We start from the raw sequence: 24,037 nt of genomic DNA on the forward strand, positions 1-24,037 counted from the left end.
AATCCGCCTTTCGCTCCATGGAAGCCGGGGCCGATGCCCGGATGCTTGACGGAGGGGGCGACCCGGGTGAAGACTCCTTCAACAGTTCGTTGAATTTCGCATGCAGATGTGAAAGGGGAACGGATGACCGAAGGTGTGGTGAGTCTGCTGCTGCGCTCCACCCGTGTGATCACACCGGAGGGGACACGGGCGGCGGCGATCGCCGTCGCGGACGGCAGGATCGAGGCGGTTCTGCCGTACGGTGCCGAAGTCCCGCCCGGCGCCCGGTCCGAGGACCTCGGCGACGACGCCGTGCTCCCCGGTCTCGTCGACACCCACGTCCATGTGAACGATCCCGGCCGCGGCGAGTGGGAGGGTTTCCACAGCGCCACCCGCGCGGCGGCGGCCGGAGGCGTCACCACCCTGCTCGACATGCCCCTCAACTCCTTTCCGCCGACCACCACGGCCGGCCATCTGCGGACCAAGCGGAGGGCGGCCCGCCCCAAGGCGCATATCGACACCGGCTTCTGGGGCGGCGCGGTGCCGGACAACGTCCGGGAGCTGCGCCCGCTGCACGACGCCGGGGTCTTCGGCTTCAAGTGCTTTCTCTCCCCGTCCGGGGTGCCGGAGTTCCCGGAGCTCGACCGGGACCAACTCGTCCGCGCCATGACCGAGATCGCCGGATTCGGCGGACTGCTGATCGTGCACGCCGAGGACCCAGCGCGGCTGACGCCCCAGCGGCCCGGCCCCCGGTACGCGGACTTTCTCGCCTCGCGCCCCCGCGCCGCCGAGAACACCGCGATCGAACTGCTGATCACCGAGGCCGAACGGCTCGGTGCCCGGGTGCACATACTCCATCTGTCGTCCTCGGACGCGCTGCCCCTGATCGCGGCGGCGAAGGCGGCGGGGGTGCGGGTGAGCGCCGAGACCTGCCCCCACTTCCTCACCCTCACGGCCGAGGAGGTCCCCGACGGGGCGACGGAGTTCAAATGCTGCCCCCCGATACGCGAGGCGGCGAACCGGGACGCCCTCTGGGCCGGGCTCGCCGCCGGGGTCATCGACTGCGTGGTCTCCGACCACTCGCCCTGCACCGCCGAGCTCAAGACCCCGGACTTCGCCTCCGCGTGGGGCGGGATCTCCTCGCTCCAGCTGGGGCTCCCGGCGGTCTGGACCGAGGCCCGCCGGCGCGGGCACACCCTCGACGAGGTGGCCCGCTGGATGTCCTCGGGGCCCGCCCGGCTCGCCGGACTCGGACGCAAGGGAGCGATCGAGCCCGGCCGGGACGCCGACTTCGCGGTCCTCGCGCCCGACGAGCGCTTCACCGTCGATCCCGTACGTCTGCACCACCGCAACCGGATCACCGCGTACGCGGGGCGAACCCTGTACGGAGTGGTCCGGTCCACCTGGCTGCGCGGGGAGCGCGTCGCGGCCGACGGCGTCCCGGCCGCACCCGCAGGCCGGCTGCTCGAAAGGAACGGCTGACCATGTCCCCTTCCGCCATCCCCTCCTTCACCGGGGACGCGAGGCCCTACGGCGGAGGCGAGCCGTACGCCGACTACCGCGCCGCGGACCTCCCCTTCACCCACCACGCCGATCTCGCCGACCGGCGGCTGGGCGCGAGCGTCATCGCCGCGAACGACGAGTTCTTCGCCGAGCGCGAGAATCTGCTCAAGCCCGGTCCGGCGGAGTTCGACCCCGAACGCTTCGGCCACAAGGGCAAGATCATGGACGGCTGGGAGACCCGCCGCCGCCGCGGCGTCTCGGCCGCCGCGCCCCATCCGGCCGACGACGACCACGACTGGGCGCTGATACGGCTCGGGGCGCCCGGGATCGTCCGCGGGATCGTGGTCGACACCGCGCACTTCCGGGGCAACTATCCGCAGGCGGTCTCCGTCGAGGCCACCGCGCTGCCCGGCGTGCCGGGGCCGGGCGAGCTCCTCGCCGAAGGGGTGAAGTGGACGACGCTCGTGCCGCGTACGGCCGTGGGCGGCCACGCGGCGAACGGGTTCGCCGTGGACGCCGAACGCCGCTTCACCCATCTGCGGGTGAACCAGCACCCGGACGGGGGCATCGCACGGCTGCGGGTGTACGGGGAAGTCGCGCCGGACCCCGGGTGGCTGGCGGCGCTCGGCGCCTTCGATCTGGTGGCCCTGGAGAACGGCGGCCGGGTGGAGGACGCGTCCGACCGCTTCTACTCGCCCGCGGTGAACACCATTCAGCCGGGCCGCTCACGGAAGATGGACGACGGCTGGGAGACCAGACGGCGCAGGGACCGGGGCAACGACTGGATCCGCTACCGGCTGGTGGAGCAGTCCGAGATCCGCGCGGTGGAGATCGACACGGCGTATCTGAAGGGGAACAGCGCGGGGTGGGCGGCGATCTCCCTGCGAGACGGGACCGGGTCGGGGGAAGGGTCCGGGCCCGGAGCCGGGTCCGGGACCGGGGGCGAGTGGGCCGGGATCCTGCCGCGCACCGCGCTCCAGCCGGACACCAACCACCGCTTCGTCCTGCCGGAGCCCGCGGTGGGCCGGGAGCTGCGGATCGACATCTACCCGGACGGGGGCATCTCGCGGCTGCGGGTCTTCGGCCGGCTGACGGACCGGGGCGCGGCCCGCCTTGAGGCACGCCACCGGGAACTGGGCGGCTGACCCGCTGTCCCGAGCGGGAGGTTCTCCTTCTCAGCTCACTGGATGGGTTCCTCGAACAGCATCGAACTCGTCCGGTCGTTGTAGCCCCAGAGGTCCGGGATCCTGCTGTTGGCGTTGTGCCAGACATGTCTGCCCTGCCGGCTGTAGTGCTCGTAGAGGCGCACCGAGCACTGGCCGTAGATCTGGAGCGAGCTGAGCCTGTCGTTCCAGCCGTCGGGGAGCGAGTCGAGCGGCTGCCGGCCCGCACTCCGGCAGTCCTCGGCGTAGAAGTAGATGGCCGCGCCGTCGTAGAAGGTGTGCTCCCAGCCGGTCGCCACATGGACCTGGCCCGTGCCGACGGACAGGGTGCGCGGTCCCGCGTCCGCCGCGCCCGCCGTGCCCGAGAGACCGAGCACCATGGTGATACCGGCCGCGACCGCGAGGGCGCCTGCCGCTCTGAAGCGTGTGAACACGTGGTTCTCCCTGAGTCGGACGGCGGCTGGAGCGGGAGGGCCGCTCCGGGGGCGTCCGGGTGCGGACGCCGTCCCGCCCTGTGTCACGAGGGCGGCGGCGCGGCGGTTCATGCCGGGGTGCGGTGCCAGGGCACGGCGGAAAGACGGGACTTTGAAGACACGACCTGGGCCCGGCGCCCCGGCCGAGGCGTGAACACGCGTCGATCGAGAGCTCCGCGCCTGTCATGAAGGCCGACTCGCCGCCCGCCGGACAGGCTGCCGGACAGGCCGCCGGAGACGCCGCCCCCTCAGAGCTGTTCCGGACATGTTGTCCCCTCCGTCATCAGTGCTCATGACGGTGAGAAAACCCTGCCCGGCCGCGTCGTGCTGGCGGGAATCGGACGCCAAGATCCAGAATCGTCTCCGGCGACCGATGATTCTCCGGACCCGGATCGGTCACAGTTCACGACGGATCGCGCACACCCCCCAGACGGAAGCAGGAACGGCATGGCACAGCTCTCGATCACCACCTTCGTCACCCTCGACGGAGTGATGCAGGCCCCGGGCGGCCCCGGGGAGGACTCCACCGGCGGCTTCGACCAGGGCGGCTGGTCCGTGCCCTACGGGGACCAGGAATTCGGGACGTTCGTCACGGAGGTCTTCGAACGGGCCGGGGCGTTTCTGCTCGGCCGGCGCACCTACGAGATCTTCGCCGGGCACTGGCCCAAGGTGACCGAACCGGACAACCCGGTCGCCACCCGTCTCAACTCCCTGCCGAAGTACGTCGTCTCGACCACACTGACCGACCCAGGATGGGAGAAGACCTCCGTCGTCCCCGGCGACGACCTGGTCAAGGAGATCACCGCGCTCAAGGAGAGCACCGAGGGCGAGCTCCAGGTGCACGGCAGCGGCCGGCTCGCCCACTCCCTCCTCGCGGCGGATCTCGTCGACACCGTGAATCTGCTGGTCTTCCCCATCGTCCTCGGCGGGGGACTGCGGCTGTTCGCCGAGGGCCTGCCGCCCACCGCCTTCCGGCACACCGGAGCCCGCACTACGTCCTCGGGCATCGCCATCCACACCTATGAGACGGCGGGCCGCCCCCAGTACGGGAGCTACGCGCTCTGAACTCCCGCCCCCGCCTCGCCCCGGCGGGGGCTACTCTGAGCACTGCTGTGACCGGCAGGCTGGAGCGGATGGTTCTGCTGCTCGATGTACTGGCGGACGGTCGACAGCGGGGCCCTGCCCACCGATCCGGCGGAGTGTGAGCCGGACCACGGGCGCTGTGCCCGCCAGTAGTGCCGGACCAGTTCCGGGTATTCCTGGCGGAGCCTGCGCGGGCTGACGCCCTTGAGTGAGTTGACCAGCTTGGACAGGGCTGCCTTCGGCGGGAAGTTCACGAGCCGATGGACGTCGGTGTTCGCACCGTTGAACTCCACCAGCTCGCATGCGAACTCCTCGCACACGGCCCGCTTGATCACCTCCATCCGTGTCAGGTGCACGTCCTTGAAGACCTTGTACCGGTACTTCGTCACGAAAACGGAGTGAGCGTGGAGGACGAAAACACAGTGCCGACCCGTACGAATGTTCTGATACTCAGTCATAAACCAACTGCAGTACGGTGATCGATGTGCAGCTTCGGTACCGCTTCCGCCTGTACCCGAACGGGCCGCAGCGCGGTGCGCTGACCAGGGCATTCGGGTGTGCTCGGGTGGTCTACAACGATGCGCTCCGCGCCCGTGAGACCGCCCGCAGCGCGGGCTTGCCGTTCCCGAAGACCGGCGACCTGTCGAAGCTGCTGATCACGGAGGCGAAGAAGACCGACGAACGCGCATGGCTCGGCGAAGTGTCCGCCGTGGTGCTGCAACAATCCCTGCGGGACCTGGACACCGCGTACCGGAACTTCTTCGACGGCCTCAAGGGCAGGCGCCCGCGCATGGGAGCGCCCCGGTTCAAGTCGAAGCGGGACAACCGGCAGGCCGTACGGTTCACCGCCAACGCCCGCTGGAGGATCACGGCCGGCGGGGACCTGTCCCTGCCGAAGATCGGCGATGTGCGGGTGAAGTGGTCCCGGGCTCTGCCGTCCACACCGTCCACGGTGACCGTCGTCAAGGACGCCGCCGGGCGGTATTTCGCCTCCTTCGTGGTCGAGACGGACCCGGACGAGGCCCTGCCCGAGACGGACGCGGTGGTCGGGATCGACCTCGGCCTGACCCATTTCGCGGTCCTCTCGGACGGCACGAAGATCGACAGCCCGCGCTTTCTGCGACGGGCGGAGAAGAAGCTGAAGCGGGAACAGCGCCGGCTGTCCCGCAAGGCGAAGGGGTCCAGCAACCGGACGAAGGCCCGGCTGAAGGTCGCCCGCGCTCACGCGCGGGTCGCCGACGCGCGGCGCGACTTCCACCACCAGCTCTCCACACGGATCATTCGCGAGAACCAAGCGATCGCCGTGGAGAACCTGGCGGTCAGGGGACTCGCCCGCACGCGCCTGGCCAGGTCCGTCCACGACGCGGGATGGTCCGCGTTCGTGACGATGCTGGAGTACAAGGCGGCCCGGTACGGGCGCGCCTTTCACCGCATCGGCCGGTTCGAGCCGACCTCTCAGGTCTGCTCGGCCTGCGGCGTCAAGGACGGCCCCAAACCCCTCTGCGTCCGCGTGTGGACGTGCGGGGCGTGCGGGGCCGTCCTGGACCGTGACATCAACGCGGCGGTCAACGTCGCCAAGGCCGCCGGACTGGCGGTGTCAGCCTGTGGAGCGCGGGTAAGACCGGGACACGTCCCGGCACAGCGCGGTGAAGCAGGAACCCACCGAGACGGTCACCCGACCGTGGCAGGAATCCCCCTCCTTTAGGACAAGGCCGTGAAGTTAGGGCTTCTGGGCTGGTGGCAAGGGGTGATCTGGCTGAGTGCCGGACGTAGGAAGCGGAGCCCCGGTAGAACTGGCAGTCGACCAAGACAAGCCGTTCACACAACCGGAGGCTCCGCTGTCGGGCCAGTGTGTCATCACGCGTGAAATCACGGTAGCCAAGGGGCTGTTCGCACCTGGGCACCTGGGGGAACTCACCCGCATCGTTCCCTTCGAGATGGTCGATGCCGTCCTCGCCGAGACCAACGCGAGCCAGCGCCGGCTGCGGAAGCTTCCTGCCCGTGTGGTGGTCTACCTGCTGCTGGCAGCCACCTTGTTCGAGGAGTGCGGCTATCCCGGCGTCTGGCGCAAGCTCACAGCCGCGCTGGACTCGATACCGATACCGACGATCACCGGGGCGGCGCTGTGGGACGCGCGGACCCGACTCGGCGTGCGGCCGATGCGGGCCCTGTTCGACCTGTTGCGCGGACCGGCGTCAGCGATCCGCACCAACGGCGCCCGCTGGAAGGGAATGCTGACCGTCGCCATTGACGGCACCTACCTCGATGTCCCCGACAGCCCGATGCACCGGACCCGCCTGGGCAAGGGATCCAACCAGTACGCCACCTCCGGATACCCGCAGATCTGCCTGACCACCCTGGTCGCCTGCGGGACCCGAGCCGTCATCGACGCCGCCTTCGGCCCCCGCAGCAGCGGTGAGACCGTCTACGGCAAGCGGCTGATGCGGTCCCTGCACCACGGCATGATCGTGCTCCTGGACCGCGGCTTCGCCACCAACACCTTCCTCACCGCCGTCGCCGGCACAGAAGCCGCCTTCGTGGCCCGCCTGTCCGCCATTCGCAAACCCCCCGTACTCGCCCGGTACGACGACGGCTCATTCCTGTCCCGCCTCGGCCACCTGGACGTCCGCGTCATCGAATGCGAGATCACCATCACCACCCCGACCGGGCGCCGCACCGGCCTCTACCGGCTGGCGACCAGCCTCCTGGACGCCCGCCGCTATCCGGCGCTCGACCTGGTCAGGCTGTATCACGAGCGGTGGGAAACAGAGTCCGCCTACTTCGAGATCAAGAAGTCGATGCTGGGCCGGCGGGTCCTGCGGTCCAAGACCTGGGCCGGGATCGCGCAGGAGGTCTACGCTCTGCTGAGCACCTACCAGGCCCTGCGGATCGCGATCACCGACGCCACCGGAACCGTCCCGAACACCGACCCGGACCGGGCAAGCTTCAGCATCGCCCTCCAGACCGCCCGAGACCAGATCATCCAGGCCGCAGGCGTCATAGCCGATACGGTGATCGACCTCGTCGGAACGATCGGCCGGGCAGTCCTGGACCAGCTCATGCCCACCCGACGCCTACGCGTCAGTCCCCGAGCCGTGAAACGCCCCCTGTCCCGCTACGCCTACAAAAGCCTCAAAGTCGACCGACACACCTACCAAGCCACCCTCAGCATCAACATCGTGACACCAACGATCAGCCCCTAACTTCACGGCCTTGTCCTTTAGGAGGGGGAGCGGAAGTCAACGTGGGCCGTATGACTATCCGTCTGCTCGTCGTCGATGACGACCCCCTGGTCCGTGCCGGCCTCGCCCTGATGCTCGGCGGAGCCGACGATCTGGAGATCGTCGGGGAGGGGGCCGACGGCTCCGAAGTCCCCGCGCTGGTCGACCGGTACGCGCCCGACGTGGTGCTGATGGACATCCGGATGCCGACGGTGGACGGGCTGGTCGCCACCGAGGAGCTGCGCCGCAGGCCCGGAGCTCCGCAGGTGGTGGTGCTCACCACCTTCCACGCCGACGAGCAGGTGCTGAGGGCGCTGCGGGCGGGGGCCGCCGGGTTCGTCCTCAAGGACACCCCGCCCGCCCGGATCGTGGACGCGGTACGGCGGGTGGCCGCGGGCGACCCGGTGCTCTCGCCCGCCGTCACCCGGCAGTTGATGAGCCATGTCGCCGACCCGGCGCACGACCGGGCGGCCGATCCCCGCAGACGGGCGGCTGCCCTGCGGCTCGCGTCCCTGGCCGAGCGGGAGAGGGAGGTGGCGATCGCGGTGGGCCGGGGCCGGTCCAACGCCGAGATCGCGGCGACGCTCTATATGAGCGTGCCGACGGTGAAGACCCATGTCTCGCGGATTCTGGCCAAGCTCGATCTCAACAACCGGGTGCAGATCGCTCTGCTGGCCCACGACGCCGGACTGCTCGACGAGGACGGGTAGGGGCCCCGGCGGGAGCGCGCACGGGGCGGGCCCCCGAGGTCCAGCCGACGGAGCGGGTACGAGGGGCCCCGGGCCAGGGCGCGTACGAGGCGAGGAGAGCCCCAGGCCAGGGTTCCAGCCGGCGGGAGCGCGCAGGAGGCGAGGAGGCCCCCGGGCCAGGGCGCGCACGAGGCGAGGAGGCCCCCGGGAGGCTCAGTCCGCGGGGATCTCCGCGATCCGTACCGGCCTGTGCTCGCGCCGGGAGAGCTCGCACGCCTCCGCGATCCGCAGCGCGGCCAGCGCCTCCCGCCCGTCGCAGGGGTTCTCCGCCTCCCCCCGCACCACCCGTACGAAGGCGTCGAGTTCGGCTTCGTACGCGGGTGCGAACCGTTCGAGGAACCCTGGCCACGGCTTCTCCCCGGGGGGCGGGCCCTGCGGTTCGGCCGAGGTCACCGGCGTACGGTCGGCCAGGCCCACCGCGATGGTGTCGAGCTCTCCCGCCAGCTCCATCCGTACGTCGTAACCGGCCCCGTTGCAGCGGGCCGCGGTCGCCGTCGCCAGGACGCCGTCGTCCAGGGTGAGCACCGCCGCCGCGGTGTCCACATCGCCCGCCGCGCGGAACATCGCCGGGCCCGCGTCCGAACCGGTCGCGTACACCTCCACGACCTCCCGCCCGGTCACCCAGCGCAGTATGTCGAAGTCATGCACCAGACAGTCCCGGTACAGACCGCCGGAGAGCGGCAGATACTCCGCGGGCGGCGGCGCGGGGTCCGCCGTGATCGCCCGTACGGTGTGCAGCCGGCCCAGCCGTCCCGAGCGCAGCAGCTCGCGGGCGGCCGTGTACCCGGCGTCGAAGCGGCGCATGAAGCCCAGTTGGAGCAGGGTGCCCGCCGATTCCACCGCATGGAGCGCGCCGAGGGTGCCCGGCAGATCCACCGCGATCGGCTTCTCGCAGAAGGCGGGGAGCCCGGCGCGGGCCGCCCGCCCGATGAGCTCGGCGTGCGAGGCGGTCGCCGAGGCGATCACCACCGCGTCCACGCCGCCGTCGAAGACCGCGTCCACGCCGGGCGCGGCCGTCGCCCCCGTGTGCTCGGCGACCGCCGCCGCCCGGGCCGGATCCGCGTCCGCCACGACCAGGGAGTCGACCTCCCCGTGGCGGCTGAGCACACCCGCATGGAAAGCCCCGATACGTCCCGTTCCGATGAGTCCGATGCGCATGCGCCCAAAATGGTGCCGCGGCCGTCACCGTGTCAAGACTTTGTCCTGACAACCGAACCTCACGGCTTCCCGTCACCATGAGCGGCGACTACGCTCGCCCCGTGCCCAAGCAGCCCAGACACGCGCCGGAACCGTCCCCCTCCCTCCAGCTCGCGGTGGACCGCACCAGCCCGGTCCCGCTCTACTTCCAGCTCTCCCAGCAGCTGGAGGCGGCCATCGAGAGGGGCGCGCTCACCCCCGGCAGCCTGCTCGGCAACGAGATCGAACTCGCGGCACGGCTCGGCCTCTCCCGGCCCACCGTGCGCCAGGCCATCCAGTCCCTGGTGGACAAGGGGCTGCTGGTGCGCCGCCGCGGCGTCGGCACCCAGGTCGTGCACAGCCAGGTCAAACGCCCACTGGAGCTGAGCAGCCTCTACGACGATCTGGAGGCGGCCGGCCAGCGGCCCGCCACCGTCGTCCTGGGCAACGCGGCCGAGACCGCGAGCGCCCGGGTCGCCGCCGCGCTGGGAATCGCCGAGGGCGCCGAGGTCCAGCGGATAGAACGGCTGCGCTACGCCCATGGCGAGCCGATGGCCGTGCTCGTCAATCACCTCCCCGTCGGTCTGCTCGGCTGCGACACCGAACGGCTGGAGGCCACCGGCCTGTACCGGATGATGCGGGCCGCCGGGATCACCCTGCACAGCGCCCGGCAGTCGGTCGGCGCGCGGGCCGCCGACGAGCGGGAGGCGGGGCTGCTCGCCGAGGAGCGGGGCGCCCCGGTGCTCACGATGGAGCGCACCACCTTCGACGACACCGGGCGTGCCGTCGAGTACGGCTCCCATATCTACCGCGCCTCGCGGTACGCCTTCGAGTTCCAGCTGCTCGTCCGGTCGTAGCTCCGTCGCCGCGCGGGCGAACGTCAGAACGAACATCAGGGCGAACGTAAGAATGTTCGGACAAAGTCTTGACGGCGTCGCACAGCCGCCGTAAAAACTCACCCAGCCGCAACCGGGCGGCCGGGAGAGAAAGCGGATCCACGATGCGAACCCAACGCACGGCAGTGGCCCTGCTCGCCGTATGCGCCCTGGTCGTCGTCGCCGGGTGCAGCAGCTCCGGCGGCAAGGAGGCGAAGGAGGAATCCGCCGGGAGCGGCGGTGGAGTCCCCGCGGCCACCGAGAAGCTGAAGATCGCCATGGTGACCCACTCCGGCGAGGGCGACACCTTCTGGGACATCGTCCAGAACGGCGCGAAGGTCGCCGCGAAGAAGGACAACGCCGACTTCCTCTACGCCGCCCACAAGGAGGGCAAGGAGCAGGCCCAGCTCATCCAGACCTATATCGACCAGCGGGTGGACGGGATCATCGTCACCCTCGCCAAGCCCGAAGCGGTGGGCGACGCGGTCGAGAAGGCCGTCGCGGCCGGGATACCCGTCGTCACGATCAACTCCGGCGGAGAGTTCTCCCGGGAGCTCGGCGCGATCGGTCATATCGGCCAGGACGAGTCCGTCGCGGGCGAGGCGGTCGGCGAGGAGCTGAACGAGCGCGGCCGGAAGAAGGCGCTCTGCGTCATCCACGAACAGGGCAATGTCTCCCTGGAGGCCCGCTGCGCCGGGGTGAGGAAGGCGTTCGACGGCACGGTGGAGAACCTCAACGTCGAGGGCGTCAATATGCCCCAGTCCACCTCGTCCATCGAGGCCAAGCTCCAGAGCTCCCGGGACATCGACAGCGTGATCACCCTCGGCGCACCGTTCGCCGCCGCCTCCGTCAAGGCCAAGGCCGGCGCGGACTCCCGGGCGGAGATCGACACCTTCGATCTCAACGCCGATGTGATCAAGCAGCTCAAGGCGGGCGAGATCGGCTTCGCGGTCGACCAGCAGCCCTATCTCCAGGGCTATCTCGCCGTCGACGAGCTCTGGCTCCACAAGGTCAACCGCAATGTGATCGGCGGCGGGAAGCCCGTGCTCACCGGCCCCGCCCTGATCACCCGCGAGGATGTGCCCGCCCTGGAGAAGCTCACCGCGGCCGGTACCCGGTGAGGTGCGCGGTGAGCTGCGCGTTGAGGTGCTCGGAGAGGTGCTCGGAGAGCTGCGTGGTGAGGTGCTCCCACAGCGCCCCGAAGGGCGCGGCGGCCCGTCGCGGAAGGCGCCCGGCGCACCCGATGCCCACCCTCCGATCTGCCGTGACCCATACTTGGGCGGCTGGGGTGCGACGAAACGTCCCCCGGTCGCACCGGCAGACAGTACGGCAAGAAGGGCACAGCGTCGTGGCAAGGGCAAGGACAGGGGTACGCGCACTCGGCGCGGTGCTGGCAGCGGTGCTCGGGGCGTCCCTCGTGGGATGCAGCAGCACCGGGGGCAAGCGCGCGGAGGACGCCCGTAAGGCCCAGGCCGCGGCGGGGAAGGCCGCGGTGAGCACCCCCCGCTGGACCTTCGCCATGGTCACCCACTCGGGTGACGGCGACACCTTCTGGGACATCGTCCAGAAGGGCGCCGAGGAGGCCGCGGCCAAGGACAACATCAACTTCCTCTACTCCAAGAACGACGAGGGCAAGGAGCAGGCCCAGCTCGTCCAGACCGCCATCGACAAGAAGGTCGACGGACTGATCGTCACGCTCGCCAAGCCGGACGCGATGAAGGACGTCGTCAAGAAGGCCGTCGCCGCCGGCATCCCGGTGATCACCGTCAACTCGGGCTCCGAGCAGTCCAAGGAGTACGGCGCGCTCACCCATATCGGCCAGGACGAGACCGTGGCCGGTGAGGCGGTCGGCGACGAGCTGAACGAGCGCGGCCGGAAGAACGCCGTCTGCGTCCTGCACGAGCAGGGCAACGTCGGCCATGAGCAGCGCTGCGCCGGAGCGAAGAAGACCTTCGACGGAGAGCTGCGGAACCTGTATGTCGAGGGCACCAATATGCCCGACGTCCAGGCGTCCATCGAGGCCAAGCTCCAGACGGACCCCTCCATCGACAGTGTGATCACCCTCGGCGCGCCGTTCGCGGACACCGCCGTCAAGGCCAAGGACGCCGCGGGCAGCAAGGCCGAGATCGTCACCTTCGATCTGAACGCCAAGGTCGCCGCCGCCCTGAAGTCCGGCACGCTCGGCTTCGCCGTCGACCAGCAGCCCTATCTCCAGGGGTACGAGGCCATCGATCTGCTCTGGCTCTACCGGTACAACGCCGATGTCCTCGGCGGCGGCCGGCCCGTGCTCACCGGACCGCAGATCATCACCGAGGCCGACGCCGCCGAGCTGGAGGACTACACCAAGCGGGGGACCCGATGAGCGCGACCGCACCACCCGCCGGCACCCGGGAGCCCGGCGCCGCCGATGAACGGCTGATCCGCACCTCGCCGCTGCGCAGCCTGCTCGGCCGGCCCGAGCTGGGCTCGGTCGTCGGCGCGATCGCCGTCTTCGTCTTCTTCGCGGTCGTCGCCGACTCCTTCCTGCGCGCCGCCAGCCTCTCCACCGTGCTGTACGCGGCCTCCACCATCGGGATCATGGCCGTACCGGTCGCGCTGCTGATGATCGGCGGCGAGTTCGACCTCTCGGCCGGTGTGCTGGTGACCAGCTCGGCGCTGATCTCGTCGATGATCAGCTACCAGATGACCGCGAACGTCTGGGTCGGGGTGCTGGTCTCCCTGCTGGTCACCCTGGCGGTCGGGGTCTTCAACGGGGTGCTGCTCACCCGTACCAAACTCCCCAGCTTCATCATCACGCTCGGCACCTTTCTGATGCTGACCGGCCTCAATCTCGGTTTCACCAAGCTGATCAGCGGCACGGTCTCCACCAAGTCCATCGCCGACATGGAGGGCTTCGACTCGGCCAAGGCGCTCTTCGCCTCCGAGTTCACCTTCGGCGAGGTCACGATCAAGGTCACCATTCTCTGGTGGATCGGACTGGTCGCCCTCGCCACCTGGGTTCTGCTGCGGACCCGCTTCGGCAACTGGATCTTCGCGGTCGGCGGCGGTCCGGACGCCGCCCGCGCGGTCGGCGTCCCGGTCACCAGGACCAGGATCGGCCTCTACATGGGGGTCGCGTTCGCGGCCTGGATCTCGGGGCAGCATCTGCTGTTCTCGTTCGACGTGGTCCAGTCCGGCGAGGGCGTCGGCAATGAGCTGATCTACATCATCGCGGCCGTCATCGGCGGCTGTCTGATCACCGGCGGCTACGGCTCCGCGATCGGCTCGGCGATCGGCGCGCTGATCTTCGGCATGACCAGCAAGGGCATCGTCTACGCGGAGTGGAACCCGGACTGGTTCAAGTTCTTCCTCGGAGCGATGCTCCTACTGGCCACCCTGCTGAACGCATGGGTGCGCAAGCGGGCGGAGGCGACACGATGAGCGATCAGCCCGCTCCGGCCGGGACCGATCGGCCCGCACTGGTCGAACTGGACCAGGTGAGCAAGTACTACGGGAACATCCGGGCCCTGGAGGGCGTCTCGCTGGAGGTCCACGCGGGTGACATCACCTGTGTGCTCGGCGACAACGGAGCCGGTAAGTCCACCCTCATCAAGATCATCGCAGGGCTGCACCAGCATGACGCGGGCACCTTCTCGATCGAGGGCGAGCAGACCCGGCTGGCCAATCCCCGTGAGGCGCTGGACCGGGGCATCGCCACCGTCTACCAGGATCTGGCGGTCGTCCCGCTGATGCCGGTGTGGCGGAACTTCTTCCTCGGCTCCGAGCCGACGACCGGGTCCGGCCCCTTCAAGCGGCTCGACGTCCGCAGGATGCGGGAGACGACCCGGACCGAGCTGCTGCGGATGGGCATCGATCTGCGCGATGTGGACCAGCCGATCGGGACGCTGTCGGGCGGTGAGCGGCAGTGTGTCGCGATCGCGCGGGCGGTCTACTTCGGGGCCAAGGTCCTGGTCCTGGACGAGCCGACGGCGGCGCTCGGCGTCAAGCAGTCCGGGGTGGTGCTGAAGTATGTGGCGGCTGCCCGGGACGCCGGGCTCGGCGTGGTGCTGATCACGCACAATCCGCACCACGCGTATCTCGTGGGGGACCGGTTCATCCTGCTGAAGCGGGGGACCATGTCGGCGAGCCACACCAAGGACTCGGTGTCCCTGGACGAGCTGACGCGCCAGATGGCGGGCGGCAGCGAGCTGGAGGACCTCCGGCATGAGCTGGAGCGCGCTCCCGCGCCGACCCACCTCGGCGGCCCGGAGAAGTAGCGGCGCACGGGCACGGGCACGGGCCACGGGCTCCGGGCGGGGGATCCGGCGAGGGTTCCCCGCCCGGACCGGAGCCCCGGGTGTGGCTTCCTGGCCCGGGCCGGAGCTCCGGTGTGGTTTCCCGGTCCGGGCCGGAGCCCTGGTGTGGCTTCCCCGCCCGGCCCGGCACCGCGCCGCTACAGCCTGCGCACCACCACGCCCAGCACCTGATCCACCGGGCACGGCCCGTACTGCTTGGAGTCCTGGCTCAGCGGCCGGTCCCCGATCACCACCACATGCCCGGGCGGCACCCGCTCCCCGCCGCCCGCCACCCGTGGCGGCATCGGATCGCCCGCCACCGCCGCCACCCGCTTGATGTTCCAGGCCGCCGCCCCCGGATCGCGGGGCGCGGGCCCCCGGCCCCGCCAGGCCCGCGCCGGATCCGGGTCCGGCGCGGCGATCACCGCGATCCGGCCGGGGCGCAGTCCGCGGCATCCCCGGCGGATCAGCACCCGGTGGCCCGGCAGCAGCGCCGGGGACATGCTCTCGCCGACCACCGTGACCGCCACATAGCCCCGGCGCACGGACCAGGCCGCGCCCGCGAGCGCCGCCAGCACGCCCGTGCCCGCGGCGGCCCACCACGCGGTCGCCGCGCCCCGTCCGCCGCGTTCCCCGAAGGTCAGCACCGTTCCTCCGCCTCTTCTGCCTCGCCCGTCCCGTCCGGCCCGTGCGCGTCGGCGTACCCGGACGCCTGGATCGTGAACAGCCGGGCATAGGTCCCGGCGCGGCGCATCAGCTCCCGGTGGCTGCCCGCCTCGGTGATCCGCCCCTCCTCCAGCACCGCGATCCGGTCGGCCCGCCGCACCGCGCCGAGACGGTGCGAGATCAGCAGGCTGGTCGCGCCCGCGCGGTAGGCCCGCAGCCGCCGGTGCACCCGCTCCTCGGCGGCGGCGTCGAGACCCGCGCTCGGCTCGTCGAGGATCAGCAGATCCCGCCCCTCGCGCATCATCGCCCGCGCCAGGGCCAGCCGCTGCCACTGGCCGCCGGAGAGCGAGACCCCGGCCTCCCCCGCCTCCCCCTCCCCGGATCCCTCCGTGAAAACCCGCGAGAGCAGCGTCGCGTACCCCCGGGGGAGCGCCGAGACCAGATCGTGCGCGTCGGCGGCCCGCGCCGCCGCGACGATACGGTCCAGCTCGCCGTGGTGCGCCAGATCGCCCAGCCCGATGTTGTCGGCCGCGGTGAAGTCGTACTCCACGTAGTCCTGGAAGACGGCGCTGATCCGGTCCCGCAGCCGCCCCGGGTCCATGTCCCGCAGATCGGTCCCGTCCCAGCGGATCGCGCCCCGGACCGGGTCGTACAGCCGGCAGAGCAGCTTCACCAGAGTGCTCTTGCCCGCTCCGTTGAGCCCCACGAGGGCGAGGGAGGAGCCGTACGGAATGGTCAGACTGACCCCGCGCAGCACCCAGGGCCCGTCGTCGCCGTACCGGAACCAGACGTCGTCGAGCTCGACGCCGCGGCTCAGCGGCCCGGTCGGCAGCGGCTCCCGGCGCACCGGGAGATCGGGGCCCGCCGTGGTGACATCGGTGAAGTGTCCGAGCAGCAGCAGCGCCTGATACGCCCCGGCGCCCTGGAGCAGCATGCCGACGAGCGCGCCCTGCACCCCGGAGACGGAGGCGATGAAGGCCGAGACGTCCCCGATGGTGAACCGGCCGTCTGCCGCCGCCATGATCATCCAGGCCAGGCCGCCCGCCGCGATCACGGTGCCGAGCGCGGTGAGCGGCGCCTGGCGCAGCAGGGCACGCCGGTCGAGCCGCTCCTCGGCGGCGTTGATCACCCGGGTCTCGTCGTTCATCCGGCGCAGCAGAAAGCCGCCGAGCCCGAAGAGTCTGATCTCCTTGACGGCCGCCAGGTCCAGCAGCATCCGCTGGTAGAAGAGCTGCCGCCGGTTGCGCGGGCTGAGCGAGAGTGTCATCCGGGCCCGCTCCCGGCTCAGCGCCGTCTCCACCAGCAGCACCGGCGCCGCGGCGGCGACCGTGATCAGGGTCATCGGCGGCGAGATGGTGAAGAGCACGGTGATCAGCCCGGCCACGGTCAGGGACTGCTGCACCACGGCGAAGAGCGAGGCGGTGATCCGCTCCGGTGCGGTGACGGCGGCCTCCTGGGCGAGCCGCAGCCGGTCCAGGAAGGCCGGTGACTCGAACCGGGCCATCCCGGTGAACCGGTTGACCGCGCCGTAGAGCCGGTCCTGCACCACCAGGACGATGCCGCGCCGCAGCCGGGCCTGGGCGTACTCGGACAGCTGCGGCAGCAGCGCGTACAGCGTGGTCAGCAGGGCGAGCCCGGCCACCAGCGCGAGCGGCTGCGGCCCGCCGGCGGCGGGGCCGTGCTGGAGCCGATCGAGCAGCCACTTGGTGAGCAGGGCGATACCGGCGGGCAGCAGTCCCTGGACGGTGGCGAGGAGCGCGGAGCAGAGGCAGCCGACCGGGCCCGCGCGCAGGCTCAGGGCCAGGGCTTCGGCGGTACGGCTCAGGAGCGCCCGCGCGCCTCCGGTCCTGCCGCGCGCTGTGTCCCCCGCACGGCCCTTTCGGTTCTCCTGGCCTGTTCGCTCCTCCCGGCTCTCCCGGGCTCCGCTCACGCGGCGGCCGGAGCGATCAGCGGACTCGTGCCCGCCTCCGCGTAGGCGACCCGGCCGTCCATGCCGACGATCACGGTCGTCGGCGTTCCGGAGACCGAGAACGTCCGGCTCAGCTCGCCGGGGAAGGGCTCGGTCACGACCGTAGCGACGCCCGCCAGCGGTTCGATCAGCTCACCGGCCTCCGACTCCGCGCCGGTGATCACCACGATCGTCCGCTCCCGGTCCAGCCCGGCCTGTGCGGCGTACTCCACGAGACGGGGAACGGCGGCCGGACAGGCGGGGCAGCCCGTCGACAGAAAGACGAGCACCGCGGGCCCGCCGGCCAGCCCCGCCCGGGAGACGGAGCGCCCCGACAGCGCGACGGCGGAGAACTCGGGCAGTTCCTCGCCGGGGCGGGGGCCGCTGCGCAGCGCCTCGCCGCGCTCCTCCTCCTGCCGGCGCAGCCGCCGGATGACAGCGGTGATCAGCAGCAGATTCAGTAAGCCGATCGCCCCGACGAGCACGAGACCGGCGACTACGAAGGCCATCTCTCTTCTCCAGCGTCAGATCATGGTGGTACGGACCATCGGTTCGCGGGGCCGGGGTCGCGCGCCTGGGGCGGCGGCGTCCGCGCAGGAGCCCCGGACCGGCGCTCCAGCCGCCCGTCGCGGCCCGGGCCGGAGCTCCGGTGGTTCCCGTTCCGGCCGCGCCCGGTGGGGACGGCCTGCCCGCAGGCGGACGGCCCGCCCGCGGGAGCCGGCCCGCCCCGCGGGGAAGCCCCGGGCAAGGGAGCCGGCCCGCCCGCAGAGGGCCGCGCCGCCTCCCTCGCCGGGTCCGCGCCGCGCGGCTAACAGAAGCTGCCCGTGTACTCCCAGGGCCCGCAGTAGGCCCGGCTGCAGTACGGCGGTTTCGCCCGGTAGCAGCAGCGTTCGTGCAAGCGGAACGTGAAGCACTGGTAGTCCTTGTAGGACGGGCAGGCCGTGCCGCAGGTGACGGCCTCCGCCTGTGCCTCGGGCGCCAGCCGCGCGAGCAGCGCATCGCCGAGTTTCCGCAGGGCGTTCATACGTTCCCTTCCATCGGGGACGAAGCGCGTGAAGTCGATCACTGGACTAGACCTGTTCGCAACGCACTCCCCGGCATTGTGAGACGGCTCACAGCTGCTCCAGGGTTGGCCCGTACGGACCCTTTACGCTCCCCACGTCCCCCGGGCCCCGGGAGTGGCAGAATCGCCCATGGCGGGCGCCGTCCGCCGCCGGTCCCGGGGTGAGGGAGATCATCACGCGATAACCGGCCCCCACGACACCAGGGACGACGCGAACCGTGCGAGCACCCGCCACCACCCGTTCCGCCGCTGGGGACCACGCCCGGTGAGCACCTACCGCGACTTCGCGCACCGGGGCTCCGCCCGCGCCACCGTCCTGCGGACCGTCAGTGCCCGCGAGCGCCGTTCCCATCTGACCGCGCCCCGCGTCCCCACCGTCGGCATCGACATCGGCGGCACGAAGGTGATGGCCGGGGTCGTCGACGCCGACGGGGTCATCCTGGAGAAGGTCCGCACCGAGACCCCGGACAAGTCCAAGAGCCCCAAGGTCGTCGAGGACACCATCTGCGAGCTGGTCCTGGACCTCTCCGACCGGCACGATGTGCACGCCGTGGGCATCGGCGCGGCCGGATGGGTCGACGCCGACCGCTCCAAGGTCCTCTTCGCCCCCCATCTCGCCTGGCGCAACGAGCCCCTGCGCGACGCGCTCTCCGCCCGGCTCGCCGTGCCCGTTCTGGTCGACAACGACGCCAACACCGCCGCCTGGGCGGAGTGGCGCTTCGGCGCGGGCCGTGGCGAGGACCATCTGGTGATGATCACCCTCGGCACCGGGATCGGCGGCGCGATCCTGGAGGACGGGCAGGTCAAGCGCGGTAAGTACGGGGTCGCCGGGGAGTTCGGCCATATGCAGGTGGTGCCCGGCGGGCACCGCTGCCCCTGCGGCAACCGCGGCTGCTGGGAGCAGTACAGCTCGGGCAACGCCCTGGTGCGCGAGGCCCGGGAGCTGGCCGCCGCCGAGTCCCCGGTGGCCCACTCCCTCATCGACCGCGTCGGCGGCAGCGTCCAGGACATCACCGGACCGCTGATCACCGAGCTGGCGCGCGAGGGCGACGCGATGTGCGTCGAGCTGTTCCAGGACATCGGCCAGTGGCTCGGCGTCGGCATCGCCAATCTGGCCGCCGCCCTCGACCCCTCCTGCTTCGTCATCGGGGGCGGGGTCAGCGCGGCCGACGATCTGCTGATCGGGCCCGCCAGAGACGCCTTCCGCCGCCATCTGACCGGGCGCGGCTACCGTCCGGAGGCCAGGATCGTCAAGGCCCAGCTGGGGCCCGAGGCCGGCATGGTCGGCGCGGCCGACCTGGCGCGGCTCGTGGCCCGCCGCTTCCGCCGCGCCAACCGCCGCCGGGTGGAGCGCCATGAGCGGTACGAGCGGTACGCCCAGGCCCTGCGCAACTCCGCGTCCCCCCGGACCACGCAGGAGCCGTGAGCCGGGCCGTGCCCGCGGGGCGGTGACGCGCCGGGCGTCCCCCGCCCGGACCGGACGGCTCCGGGGTGCGGGGACCGTAGACTTCACTTCTGACCGAACTGCCCCGGACCGTCCAGGAACACCCACGTCATGACCGTTCCCCGCCAGCCCACCTCCCCGGATGAGAGCTTCCGGCCCCCCGAGGGCCGGCGGCGGATGATCCTCCGCCGCTGGCTGACGGCGATCATCATCGTGCTGCTCGTCGGCATCCCGGCCGGCTATCTGGTGATCTCCGCCGAGCAGAGCCGCGACAGCGGCCGGGACAAGGCGGCCGAGTCCTCCGCCCAGGGGCTGCGCGACAGCTGGCCGTCCCAGATGAAGCGGCGCGTCTTCGAGGTGCCCATCCCGCCCGAGTCGACCGAGGTCGCCTACTTCGAGACCAGCAACTGGAAGACCAGCAGGCTGTACGTCCGGTTCACCACCACCTCCGCCGGACTGGACCTCTTCCTCGACGGAGTGGGCGCCGACCGCGCCGCCCTCCAGGAGGGCGCGGTGACCATCAGCCCGCGCGACGCCGCCACCGTCGGCTGGGACTTCACCGGCGACACCCCCTGGGCGGGCCTCCGGCACACCCGGAAGGACCCCCGCCCCACCCAGGACATCGCCGTCGACATGACCGATTCCGCCCAGCCCAAGGTGTATGTGGTCTCCACCGCCAACCCCTGAGCGGCCCCACCCCACGGGCTCCGGGGTGTCCCCACCTCCACGCGGAACTCCGCGCTCTGCCCCAAGGGCAAGGTCAATCCGTCATCCTCCCTGCTCGCAGGGGATATGGGCCTCGACTCCGCGCCAACGCCAGGACCACGGCACGCCGGTGGGTGAAGGCGGATGTGGAGGATCTTCGTCCGGCGGCGGACGCATGGGGAGGTCTGGCGAGTGTCCCGACCCTCGCCCCTGGGAGAGGGGTGGGATATGGGAGCGTGAGCGGGTGAGTGAGACGACGACTAAGACCCTGCAATACCGCATGGACGGACCCGAAGACGCACCCGTCCTCGTCCTGGGCCCTTCTCTCGGCACCACCTGGCACATGTGGGACCGCCAGATCGCCGAGCTGTCCCGCGAGTGGCGGGTCTTCCGCTACGACCTGCCAGGCCACGGCGGCGCCCCCGCCCATCCCGCGACCGCCGTCGGCGAGCTGACCGACCGGCTCCTCGCCACCCTCGACGAGCTGGGCATCCAGCGCTTCGGCTATACGGGCTGCTCGATAGCCGGCGCGATAGGCATCGATCTGGCGCTGCGCCACCCCCACCGCATCGCCTCCCTCGCCCTGGTCTCCGCCTCGCCCCGGTTCGGCACCGCGGACGAGTTCCGCCGCCGCGGGGTGGTCGTCCGCACCAACGGGCTGGAGCCGATCGCCCGCAGCGCCCCGGAGAGCTGGTTCACCCAGGGCTTCGCCGCCGCCCAGCCCGCGATCGTCGACTGGGCCGTGCAGATGGTCCGCACCACCGACCCCGGCTGCTACATAGCCGCCTGCGAGGCCCTCGCCGCGTTCGACGCGCGGGAGGACCTCGGCCGGGTCGGCGTGCCCACCCTGGTGCTCGTCGGCTCGGAGGATCAGACCACCGGACCCGCCGAGGCCCGCACCCTGGTCGCCGGGATCACCGACGCCCGGCTCGCCCTGGTGCCCGGCGCCTCCCATCTCGCGCCCGTGGAACAGCCGGCGGCCGTCACCGATCTGCTCGTACGGCACTTCGCGGGCGTCTCACAGGACACCCTGACGGCGATCCCCGTGCCCCCCGTCCCCACCGTCTCCGCGCCCGTCACCCCGGTCGCCGAGATCGCCCCCGCCGAGGTCCCGCCCCAGCCGACCGGCCGCCCCGACCCCTATGAGCCGGGGATGAGGATCCGCCGGGAGGTCCTCGGCGACGCCCATGTGGACCGGGCGCTCGCCGAGGCCGACGCCTTCACCGCCGGGTTCCAGGAGCTGATCACCCGCTACGCCTGGGGCGAGGTCTGGGCCCGCGACGGCCTCGACCGGCGCACCCGCAGCGTCATCGCCCTGACGGCGCTGGTCGCCGGCGGCCACCGCGAGGAGCTCGCCTTCCACACCCGGGCCGCGCTGCGGAACGGGCTCACCCCCGAGGAGATCTCGGAGATCCTCCTCCAGACGGCCGTCTACTGCGGCGTTCCGGCCGCGAGCGCCGCCTTCGAGGCCGCGCGCGCCGTGATCCGGGAGGAGACCGCGCCCAGTCCGTAGCAGGATGGGGGTATGAGGCTCACCAAACTGAAGCATTCCTGCGTCCGGCTGGAGAAGGACGGGGCCACCCTGGTCATCGACCCCGGGGCCTTCAGCGAGCAGGACGCGGCTGTCGGCGCGGACGCCGTCCTCATCACCCATGAACACCCCGACCACTTCGAGGAGGGCCGGGTGCGCGCGGCCCTCGAAGCCGGGGCCGAGGTGTGGACCCTCGGGAGCGTCGCCGGGAGGATCTCGGCGGGGTTCCCCGGCCGGGTGCACACCGTCGGCCACGGCGACGCCTTCACCGCCGCCGGATTCGACGTCCAGGTCCACGGCGAGCTGCACGCCGTGATACACCCGGATCTCCCGCGGATCACCAACGTCGGCTATCTGGTGGACGGCTCCCTCTTCCACCCCGGCGACGCCCTCACCGTGCCGCAGACGCCCGTCGACACGCTGATGGTCCCCGTACAGGCGCCCTGGAGCAAGATCTCCGAGGTCATCGACTACGTACGGGAGGTCGCTCCCCGGCGGGCCATCGACATCCACGACGCGCTGCTCACCGATCTCGCCCGGCCGATCTACGACACGCATCTCGGCAATCTCGGCGGCGGCGCGGAGCACGGGCGGCTCGCCCCGGGGCAGAGCGCCGAGCTCTGACTGTCGGACCCCGGCGTTAGGCTGGCGTCCATGCGTATCGCCACCTGGAACGTCAACTCGATCACCGCCCGGCTGCCCCGGCTGCTCGCCTGGCTGGAGAGCAGCGGCACGGACGTCCTGTGCGTGCAGGAGACCAAGTGCACCGAGGAGCAGTTCCCCTCGGACGAGCTGCGCGAGCTGGGCTATGAGTCCGCCGTCCACGCAGACGGCCGGTGGAACGGGGTGGCGCTGGTCTCCCGCGTGGGCCTCGACGACGTGGTCGGAGGACTGCCCGGCGGGCCGGAGTACGCGGGGGCGCAGGAGCCGCGGGCGGTCTCCGCGACCTGCGGTCCGGTGCGGCTCTGGTCGGTCTATGTGCCCAATGGCCGGGAGATCACCCATGACCACTACGCCTACAAACTGAAGTGGCTGGGCGCGCTCAAGGACGCGGTCGCCGCCGACGCGGCGGGCGGCCGCCCCTTCGCGGTGCTCGGCGACTTCAACATCGCGCCCACCGACGACGACGTCTGGGACCGCGCCGCCTTCGAGGGCAGCACCCATGTCACCGAGCCCGAGCGGGCCGCGCTGGCCGCGCTGCGCGAGACGGGTCTGTCCGATGTGGTGCCCCGTCCGCTCAAGTACGAGCACCCCTTCACCTACTGGGACTACCGTCAGCTCGGCTTCCCGAAGAACCGCGGGATGCGCATCGACCTCGTCTATGGGAACGGGGCGTTCGCCGGAGCGGTCAAGGACGGCTATGTCGACCGTGAGGAGCGCAAGGGCAAGGGTGCGTCGGACCACGCACCGGTCGTGGTCGATCTGGAGCTCTGACCCGGCCCGTCGGGCCCCGGGGCCCGACGACGGCTCGGCAACGGCCCGCTCCCCGGCCGGTTCAGGGCCCCGGGCTCAGGGCCCCGGGCCGGAACCGTGGCGCGCGCCGTATGGTGCCGGTGGGTCGGAGGATGCGACGCTGGGCGGTATGAAGATCCCTTTCTTGGACAACTGGCTCAGGCGTCACGGCGAGCCCCCGCCCGCCGCCGACCCCGCCCCCGAGAAGGACCCGGAGCGCGCGGCGGCCGTCGCCGAACTGCTCTCGGAGTGCGAGCTGCTGCGCGCCCGGGCGCAGGCGCTGGGGCTGGACCTCGACGACACCCCGGCGTCCCTGGCCGCCCTGGACCAGCTTCCGCCGCGCTGGCGGGAGGACCCCGAAGAGCTGCCCTGGGTGGGCAATGACGCGGGCCTCTACCTCGGTACGGTGATCGTCCGTACGGTACGGGGCGCGAGCTGGCACATCTGGCCGGGTGGTCACCCGGTGGTGCGACTCGCCTCCGGCCGGGAGATCGGTGTGGTGGAAGCCGGTCTGGACTGGGCGGTCAACGGCGTGCCTCAGCTGTCCCAGGTCTATGCGGAGGCCGCCGAGATCTGACCGGGTCGCCCGCCCCGCCTGTCCCATCCGTCCTGCCCCGCCCGCATCCATCCATCCCGCCCCCGCCCCGGCCGTTCCACGGCGCACCGGCCCGCAAAAGCGATAAATACGGCTTATGCCCTATTTATGCGTGTCGCGTGTGAAGTCCCTTATCG

General features: G+C 71.4%; 23 protein-coding genes and 1 pseudogene. 17 read left to right on the top strand and 7 right to left on the bottom strand.

What is annotated here, in order from left to right; translation table 11 throughout:
• The first annotated feature begins 123 nt into the window (after window positions 1-123).
• Together allB and alc are read left to right on the top strand one after the other, a co-directional pair.
• Window positions 124-1,461 carry an allantoinase AllB gene (gene allB / locus FF041_RS21295; protein WP_153524249.1) on the top strand — a complete coding sequence of 446 codons (1,338 nt, stop codon included), beginning with the start codon at window positions 124-126 and terminating at the stop codon, window positions 1,459-1,461.
• A 2-nt stretch (window positions 1,462-1,463) separates the two neighbouring features.
• Window positions 1,464-2,627 carry an allantoicase gene (gene alc / locus FF041_RS21300; protein WP_153524250.1) on the top strand — a complete coding sequence of 388 codons (1,164 nt, stop codon included), beginning with the start codon at window positions 1,464-1,466 and terminating at the stop codon, window positions 2,625-2,627.
• 35 nt (window positions 2,628-2,662) lie between these two features.
• Here alc and FF041_RS39190 read toward each other — a convergent pair whose 3' ends face one another.
• Complete coding sequence (locus tag FF041_RS39190; RefSeq protein WP_228388460.1) at window positions 2,663-3,079, bottom strand: hypothetical protein; 417 nt, start codon at window positions 3,077-3,079, stop codon at window positions 2,663-2,665.
• A 486-nt stretch (window positions 3,080-3,565) separates the two neighbouring features.
• Here FF041_RS39190 and FF041_RS21310 point away from each other — a divergent pair, with 486 nt between their 5' ends.
• A complete protein-coding gene (locus FF041_RS21310; protein ID WP_153524251.1) occupies window positions 3,566-4,183 on the top strand; it encodes a dihydrofolate reductase family protein in 618 nt (205 codons plus the stop codon).
• 65 nt (window positions 4,184-4,248) lie between these two features.
• Here FF041_RS21310 and tnpA read toward each other — a convergent pair.
• Window positions 4,249-4,659 (bottom strand): annotated as a pseudogene (tnpA, locus tag FF041_RS21315) (IS200/IS605 family transposase); the annotation flags it as partial.
• A gap of 26 nt (window positions 4,660-4,685) precedes the next feature.
• On the opposite strand from tnpA, the gene FF041_RS21320 reads away from it, so the two are divergent.
• From FF041_RS21320 to FF041_RS21330, 3 genes are all read left to right on the top strand, one after another.
• Entirely contained in the window at window positions 4,686-5,906 is a 1,221-nt protein-coding gene (locus tag FF041_RS21320; protein WP_323392326.1) for an RNA-guided endonuclease InsQ/TnpB family protein, read from the top strand.
• Window positions 5,907-6,105: 199 nt separating this feature from the next.
• A complete protein-coding gene (locus FF041_RS21325; protein WP_228388479.1) occupies window positions 6,106-7,404 on the top strand; it encodes an IS4 family transposase in 1,299 nt (432 codons plus the stop codon).
• Between the two features lie 50 nt (window positions 7,405-7,454).
• Entirely contained in the window at window positions 7,455-8,132 is a 678-nt protein-coding gene (locus tag FF041_RS21330) for a response regulator transcription factor (protein WP_153524252.1), read from the top strand.
• 192 nt (window positions 8,133-8,324) lie between these two features.
• Here FF041_RS21330 and FF041_RS21335 read toward each other — a convergent pair whose 3' ends face one another.
• A complete protein-coding gene (locus FF041_RS21335) occupies window positions 8,325-9,329 on the bottom strand; it encodes a Gfo/Idh/MocA family protein (protein WP_153524253.1) in 1,005 nt (334 codons plus the stop codon).
• Window positions 9,330-9,430: 101 nt separating this feature from the next.
• Here FF041_RS21335 and FF041_RS21340 point away from each other — a divergent pair, with 101 nt between their 5' ends.
• From FF041_RS21340 to FF041_RS21360, 5 genes are all read left to right on the top strand, one after another.
• Window positions 9,431-10,204 carry a GntR family transcriptional regulator gene (locus tag FF041_RS21340; protein WP_323392328.1) on the top strand — a complete coding sequence of 258 codons (774 nt, stop codon included), beginning with the start codon at window positions 9,431-9,433 and terminating at the stop codon, window positions 10,202-10,204.
• Window positions 10,205-10,347: 143 nt separating this feature from the next.
• Entirely contained in the window at window positions 10,348-11,343 is a 996-nt protein-coding gene (locus tag FF041_RS21345; RefSeq protein WP_153524255.1) for a sugar ABC transporter substrate-binding protein, read from the top strand.
• A gap of 227 nt (window positions 11,344-11,570) precedes the next feature.
• Entirely contained in the window at window positions 11,571-12,584 is a 1,014-nt protein-coding gene (locus tag FF041_RS21350) for a sugar ABC transporter substrate-binding protein (RefSeq protein WP_407698181.1), read from the top strand.
• Entirely contained in the window at window positions 12,581-13,642 is a 1,062-nt protein-coding gene (locus tag FF041_RS21355; protein WP_153482624.1) for an ABC transporter permease, read from the top strand. Before FF041_RS21350 ends, FF041_RS21355 begins: the two co-directional genes overlap by 4 nt.
• Window positions 13,639-14,478, top strand: a complete 840-nt coding sequence (locus FF041_RS21360; protein ID WP_153524256.1) for an ATP-binding cassette domain-containing protein — start codon at window positions 13,639-13,641, stop codon at window positions 14,476-14,478. Before FF041_RS21355 ends, FF041_RS21360 begins: the two co-directional genes overlap by 4 nt.
• 176 nt (window positions 14,479-14,654) lie before the next feature.
• Here FF041_RS21360 and FF041_RS21365 read toward each other — a convergent pair whose 3' ends face one another.
• The 4 genes from FF041_RS21365 to FF041_RS21380 all read right to left on the bottom strand — a co-directional run bounded on the left by FF041_RS21365 (window position 14,655) and on the right by FF041_RS21380 (window position 18,176).
• Entirely contained in the window at window positions 14,655-15,143 is a 489-nt protein-coding gene (locus FF041_RS21365) for a S26 family signal peptidase (protein ID WP_228388461.1), read from the bottom strand.
• Window positions 15,137-17,092, bottom strand: a complete 1,956-nt coding sequence (locus FF041_RS21370) for an ABC transporter ATP-binding protein (RefSeq protein ID WP_323392330.1) — start codon at window positions 17,090-17,092, stop codon at window positions 15,137-15,139. The genes FF041_RS21365 and FF041_RS21370 overlap by 7 nt, the downstream gene beginning before the upstream one ends.
• Entirely contained in the window at window positions 17,089-17,619 is a 531-nt protein-coding gene (locus FF041_RS21375) for a TlpA family protein disulfide reductase (protein ID WP_153524257.1), read from the bottom strand. The genes FF041_RS21370 and FF041_RS21375 overlap by 4 nt, the downstream gene beginning before the upstream one ends.
• Before the next feature lie 299 nt (window positions 17,620-17,918).
• Window positions 17,919-18,176: a hypothetical protein gene (locus FF041_RS21380; protein WP_153482629.1), complete on the bottom strand. Its 258-nt coding sequence runs from the start codon at window positions 18,174-18,176 to the stop codon at window positions 17,919-17,921.
• A 262-nt stretch (window positions 18,177-18,438) separates the two neighbouring features.
• Between FF041_RS21380 and FF041_RS21385 the strand changes: the two genes are divergently transcribed.
• The 6 genes from FF041_RS21385 to FF041_RS21410 all read left to right on the top strand — a co-directional run bounded on the left by FF041_RS21385 (window position 18,439) and on the right by FF041_RS21410 (window position 23,882).
• Window positions 18,439-19,599, top strand: coding sequence for an ROK family glucokinase (locus FF041_RS21385; RefSeq protein ID WP_323371439.1), 1,161 nt, complete (start codon window positions 18,439-18,441; stop codon window positions 19,597-19,599).
• A 129-nt stretch (window positions 19,600-19,728) separates the two neighbouring features.
• Window positions 19,729-20,304 carry a hypothetical protein gene (locus FF041_RS21390; protein WP_153524258.1) on the top strand — a complete coding sequence of 192 codons (576 nt, stop codon included), beginning with the start codon at window positions 19,729-19,731 and terminating at the stop codon, window positions 20,302-20,304.
• A 262-nt stretch (window positions 20,305-20,566) separates the two neighbouring features.
• On the top strand, window positions 20,567-21,835 hold the full coding sequence (pcaDC, locus tag FF041_RS21395; protein WP_407698182.1) for a bifunctional 3-oxoadipate enol-lactonase/4-carboxymuconolactone decarboxylase PcaDC: 1,269 nt from the start codon (window positions 20,567-20,569) through the stop codon (window positions 21,833-21,835).
• Window positions 21,836-21,847: 12 nt separating this feature from the next.
• Window positions 21,848-22,477, top strand: coding sequence for an MBL fold metallo-hydrolase (locus tag FF041_RS21400; protein WP_153524260.1), 630 nt, complete (start codon window positions 21,848-21,850; stop codon window positions 22,475-22,477).
• Between the two features lie 30 nt (window positions 22,478-22,507).
• Complete coding sequence (locus tag FF041_RS21405) at window positions 22,508-23,287, top strand: exodeoxyribonuclease III (RefSeq protein WP_153524261.1); 780 nt, start codon at window positions 22,508-22,510, stop codon at window positions 23,285-23,287.
• A gap of 148 nt (window positions 23,288-23,435) precedes the next feature.
• Entirely contained in the window at window positions 23,436-23,882 is a 447-nt protein-coding gene (locus FF041_RS21410; RefSeq protein WP_153524262.1) for a DUF6278 family protein, read from the top strand.
• Window positions 23,883-24,037: the final 155 nt, after the last annotated feature.

Origin of the sequence: Streptomyces jumonjinensis, assembly GCF_009600885.1 — a bacterium.
In the GTDB taxonomy this organism is placed as follows: Bacteria; Actinomycetota; Actinomycetes; order Streptomycetales; family Streptomycetaceae; genus Streptomyces; species Streptomyces jumonjinensis.